A 3,500-nucleotide genomic window follows, 5' to 3' on the forward strand; every position below is an offset into this window, starting at 1 on the left:
AAACTTTCAAGGGTAATCAATTTACAAGTTTGCGAGGACTTTCTCTTTGGGGACTTATCGGATTTTTCACTTTTATGTTGTTTAGTAAATGGCAAAATCCACCACTAGGACTGTTGATTTTCTTTGGTGCATTTGGGACTTTTTGGTTCGTATTACACTCTTGGCTAATGCACTACTTTGGACTGACTACGGACTACTTAATCGTAAGAAATCATAATTTCTTTTGGAAGGTAAAAATTTATCGTTTGGCAGACATAAAAGAAGTTGTTTATGAAACACAAGAGAAACAGCCAAATTGCATGAGGATAATAACGAGTGACTTTAGAAATAAACTCTATCCCGCAGGGACATTGAGAGATAAAACGTGGCTTGACTTGAAGGACAAACTTGAAAAAAAAGGCGTAACAGTTAGAAACGAATGTATATAGAAAGATGAGAAAAACGAGGCATAATAACTAAGCTTTCGTCTTGTCCGCAGGACAAGAGATGAAAGCCCGTTGAACCGAACCTCCGGCAGTTTTTCAACAGCATAATAATCCTCTTATAGGGATTTCATTTCTAGAATTTAGAGCAACAAAGCAGTTTCTCAAAAGGACTGCTTTTTTTTGTGACGTTTGATAGCCTTTGGAAGGGCTTCCTGTCTGCCGACAGGCAGGTTCTGCTGGCTGATTATCGAAGGTGCGTTTGCTTCTGCCCAGAATGGAAATATTTCTTTCAAAGCGTTGCAGGAGTTCGGCAAAACCGTTAACTTCGCTCGAAGCACGATTGAGAAATTTGTTCGTCCTTAAATCCTCAGTAGATTTTTTTTTGTAGCCATAGTAATGTTTTGATTGTTAAAAAAAACAAAATTACTAAAACGGCGAATGGGAAAAGCTACCGGAGGTTTAGTTCAACAGCACATTTGCAATAGGCGGGGTTTCGTGCTACGCTGACCTTTTAGTGGTAGCCGAAAGTTTTGTGCTCCACATAAACATTTGTGGTGAAAATCCCGCCCATCGCAAATCTGCAAAACGTTGCCTGCAAGCTTAAAGGACAGTTACTAATAATTTCAAAATGGAAATAGGACGAAAATTTAACACACTGACTTCGGACGAATATTTCTTTTACATTGACAACTATAAGAAGTATTCAGACTTCAACACGCTTGGACTTTATCGCTCAATTGTAGAGAACGAAAAGTTGACACTTGACGATAAAATCGCTGTTAGAGATTATGCACATAAAACTTTTAAAAAGACGTTTGACTTTCTTCAACTTAAAGACCCAAAAACATTTGTTGAAGTTGAATATTTAGGACAAGAGCTAACAAAAGGTGACGAACAGAAAATCTGGGACGACATAAGAAAAAATCAACAAAGAATTTTAGCAGACAAAAAAATCAAGCATAGAAATTTTGGAGAATACTCAAAACACAATTGCGGCTATGACAATTGCATTTGGAATGGACTAATGATTAGACAAGGTTCTTGGCTTGCAGAAAGTAATATGCACTTTGACAGTGACAAAAACAAGTATCAACAAAAACTTAAGTCAGACAGACGAAAGGCGGACAGAAAAAAGGAGCGACAAATTATTAGAAAGGAAATAGACAATGAATGACAGAAATGCCAGCAGGCAACAAGTGCATTGCTAAAAGCGTGGCTGACATTTCGCAACATCAGCATTTGTAATTCTAATCGGCAGCATATCCATCGTGACGGAACGCTATTGAGCATTTATTTTTAAACTCATCTTTTGTTTGTTAATTTAGCTTCAGCATCGGCTGACAGGAATGCTAATGCCACGCCTTCAGCAATGCTTCAACGTTAGCCGTAATTTTAACCAATTGCCGTGGTGAAAGAAAAAATTGAAAATATAAGAAATATCAAGTCTGATTTTTTTCTTGCAACAAATTCGTTTTGTTTTAATTTAAAAACTGAAAATGAAACTGAAATCCTGTGGATTGATCCTGTCTGGAGATTAATTCAAAATGGAATCTTTCTAAACTCTTCCTTTGACTGTCCAGTTTATCAAGATTATGAAGATGAAGAAAAATATAATTCTGATTTTAAGAATTGGTGCAAAAAGCTAGAGTATCTTAAAGAACAGCAAATACTTGGTTTTCAAGTAACTGAAACCGATGATATAAGAGTTAAGTTTGAGGATGGAAGTTTGCTTGAAACTTTTAAATATGATGAAAATGAAACTTGGTATTTACAAGACAAAGAAAATGATTAATGTGGATATTTGACTTTTATGATTATTAAGTCGAAGAAAACTACGGCTAATAACTAAGCTTTCGTTTTGTCTGCAAGACAAGAAATGAAAGCCCGTTGAACGGAAGCTCCGGTGGCTTTTCAGCAGTATGATGGTCCTATTATGGGGATTTCGTTTTTAGAATTTAGATACACAAAGCAGTTTTTTAGAATTACTGCTTTTTTTTGTGGCGTTTGATAGCCTTTGGAAGGGGGTTCTGTCTGCCGACAGGCAGGTTCTGCGGGTTGATTATCAAAGGTTCGTTTGTTTCTGCCCAGGATGGAAATATTTCTTTCGAAGCGTTGCAGGAGTTCGGCAAAACCGTTAACTTCGCTAGAGGCACGGTTGAGAAATTTGTTTGATCTTAAATCCTCAGTAGATTTTTTTTTGTAGCCATTTTATGGGTTTTTAAAAGGTTAATGAAAACAAAGTTAATGAAACGGCGAATGGGAAAAGCTACCGGAGGTTTGGTTCAACAGGCGTTTGGCAAAAAAGCGGGTTCAGTGCTTAAATCAAGCTTTGTGCTTCGTATCAAGTTCAGTGCTAGCAGTCAGTTCATTGGTTCGAAATCCGGTTCTTCGCCAAGCGCCGGAACGTTTTGCCTCATTTTAAAAACGACAATACCGAATGACGACAATTACGACAAAAAGACATCCATTTAAATTTTATGGTTCTATAGCTTTTGGGACATTATTTCTCTGTGGTTTAGGAACACTGTTACTTTTTGCAAGTATTGACATTTTACAAAAAGAGAATCCTGCGACAAAGGAATATTCTATGCCAGTCTTTAGTCTTGCTCTTTATCTACTTGCGTTTTCGCTGCTTTATTCTTATTGGAAAAACTCGCCTATAATCACTCTTGACAAACACTCAATTAAAATTGGTAATGAAACATTCTATTTAAAAGACATAAAAGACATTGCATTGACTGGAAAAATGCCTTTTAAATGCATTATCACTTTTCCAATGGAAGGAACTACTATATTGTTCAATGATGGAACAGAAAAAATTCTATTTGACGATATGTATTCAAACAGTTCTGAGATAAAATTATTTCTTGAACATGTTGTTATCAAAAAACAAGACTACAATCACGACTCAATAAAAGAAATAAGTAAAGACAATATTCGCTTTGAAAATGAAGAAACTTTCAAGGGTAATCAATTTACAAGTTTGCGAGGACTTTCTCTTTGGGGACTTATCGGATTTTTCACTTTTATGTTGTTTAGTAAATGGCAAAATCCACCACTAGGACTGTTGATTTT

The 3,500-nt window shown here is 36.0% G+C and carries 5 protein-coding genes; all 5 read left to right on the forward strand.

Features of this window, described 5'->3' with window-relative positions:
• The coding region (locus L0951_RS13580) for a hypothetical protein (RefSeq protein ID WP_234111798.1) at positions 1-428 on the forward strand (428 nt) is incomplete at its 5' end.
• 625 nt (positions 429-1,053) lie between these two features.
• Positions 1,054-1,599: a hypothetical protein gene (locus tag L0951_RS13585; protein WP_234111799.1), complete on the forward strand. Its 546-nt coding sequence runs from the start codon at positions 1,054-1,056 to the stop codon at positions 1,597-1,599.
• A 234-nt stretch (positions 1,600-1,833) separates the two neighbouring features.
• Complete coding sequence (locus tag L0951_RS13590) at positions 1,834-2,217, forward strand: hypothetical protein (RefSeq protein ID WP_234111800.1); 384 nt, start codon at positions 1,834-1,836, stop codon at positions 2,215-2,217.
• A 437-nt stretch (positions 2,218-2,654) separates the two neighbouring features.
• Complete coding sequence (locus L0951_RS13595) at positions 2,655-2,897, forward strand: hypothetical protein (protein ID WP_234111801.1); 243 nt, start codon at positions 2,655-2,657, stop codon at positions 2,895-2,897.
• Positions 2,863-3,500, forward strand: a 638-nt coding sequence (locus tag L0951_RS13600; protein ID WP_234111802.1) for a hypothetical protein, incomplete at its 3' end; no start/stop codon positions are given. The genes L0951_RS13595 and L0951_RS13600, both read left to right, overlap by 35 nt.

It is taken from the genome of Chryseobacterium sp. R2A-55, from assembly GCF_021401085.1.
Classification (GTDB): Bacteria; Bacteroidota; Bacteroidia; order Flavobacteriales; family Weeksellaceae; genus Kaistella.

Excerpts from the sequence above, each read along its gene's own strand:
- L0951_RS13595 (WP_234111801.1), top strand. The coding sequence starts at position 2,655 with ATGAAAACAAAGTTAATGAAACGGCGAATGGGAAAAGCTACCGGAGGT.
- L0951_RS13585 (WP_234111799.1), top strand. The coding sequence starts at position 1,054 with ATGGAAATAGGACGAAAATTTAACACACTGACTTCGGACGAATATTTC.